Below are 1,551 nucleotides of genomic sequence, written 5' to 3' on the forward strand. Positions count from 1 at the left end.
TTACAAAATCTCGGACGACAGCTTCGGCTGCGTGAATTGCAATAAGTAATCCGGTCCGCCTGCTTTCGAATCCGTCCCTGACATGTTGAATCCGCCAAACGGATGCACGCCGACGATCGCTCCGGTGCACTTGCGGTTGAAGTACAGATTGCCCACATGGAACTCGGTACGGGCACGTTCGATGTACTCGCGGTTGCGGGTAAACACGGACCCGGTCAAGCCGTATTCCGTATTGTTCGCCACTTCCATCGCATGGTCAAAGTCCCGTACTTTTGTAAAGGCTACGAACGGTCCGAACACTTCCTCCTGCATAATGCGTGCATCCGGGTCTACATCGACGAAAATCGTCGGTTCGACGAAGAAGCCTTCATCGCCGGCTGGCTTGCCGCCCGCCACCAGCTTACCTTCACGCTTACCGATTTCCAAGTATTCCATCACTTTGTTCAGCGCTTTCTCATCAATCACCGGGCCGGTGTAATTGGACGCATCGCGCACGTCGCCTACTTTCAGCCCTTTTGTGATATCCACGACCCGGTTTACTACTTCATCGTACACCGCTTCGTGAACAATCGCACGCGAGCACGCGGAGCATTTCTGGCCGGAGAAGCTGAATGCAGACGCGACAATGTTTTGTGCTGCTAATTCGATATCCGCATCATCCAGCACGACGATGGCGTCTTTGCCGCCCATCTCCGCTACAAGACGCTTCATCCAGATTTGGCCTGGAGCCACTTTGGAGGAACGCTCATGGATGCGCAGTCCGACCGCACGGGAACCGGTGAAGCTGATGAAGCGGGTCAGCTTGTGCTCAACCAGGTAGTCCCCGATCACATCCGGACGGCCTGGCAGGAAGTTCACCACCCCGGCTGGAAGGCCGGCTTCGACTAACAGCTCATAAAATTTATACGCAATGACCGGCGTTTGGCTCGCCGGTTTCAAAATGACCGTATTTCCTGTAACCATCGCAGACGTTACCATTCCGACTACAATCGCCAGCGCGAAGTTCCATGGTGGAATGATGACACCAACACCGAGCGGGATGTATTCCAAGTGGTTGTCTTCGCCAGGCAGGCGGACGAGCGTTTGCTGGCCCCGGTCTTTCAGCTCCAGCGCCTGACGTGCATAATATTCCATGAAGTCAATCGCTTCGGCCGTATCCGCATCCGCTTCCGCGCGGCTTTTTCCTGCTTCGAGCATCAGCCAGGCAGAGAACTCATGCTTGCGGCGGCGCATCATCGCCGCTGTCTTAAACAAGTAGCCTGCCCGATGTTCAACCGGTACACGGGACCATGTCTTAAACGCAGCAGCGGCGTTGTGCATGGCTTTATCAGCCAACGCTTGATCCGCACTGGATACACTGCCAACCACTTCTTTTTTCGCGGACGGGTTCACAGAAACGAGACGTTCTTCCGTCATGATCGCTTCGCCGCCGATGACCAGCGGATAGTCGCGGCCCAGTTCAGCGGATACTTTCTCCAGTGCTGCATTAATGGCATTCATATTTTTCTCGTCAGCAAAGTTTGTAAACGGTTCGGGACGGTATGGAATCAT

Annotated in this window: 1 protein-coding gene; it reads right to left on the minus strand. The window is 54.6% G+C overall.

What is annotated here, in order from left to right; genetic code table 11:
• Positions 1–1,551: an L-glutamate gamma-semialdehyde dehydrogenase gene (gene pruA, locus HMPREF0083_RS15280; protein WP_021622439.1), complete on the minus strand. Its 1,551-nt coding sequence runs from the start codon at positions 1,549–1,551 to the stop codon at positions 1–3.

The organism is Aneurinibacillus aneurinilyticus ATCC 12856 (genome assembly GCF_000466385.1).
Classification (GTDB): domain Bacteria; phylum Bacillota; class Bacilli; order Aneurinibacillales; family Aneurinibacillaceae; genus Aneurinibacillus; species Aneurinibacillus aneurinilyticus.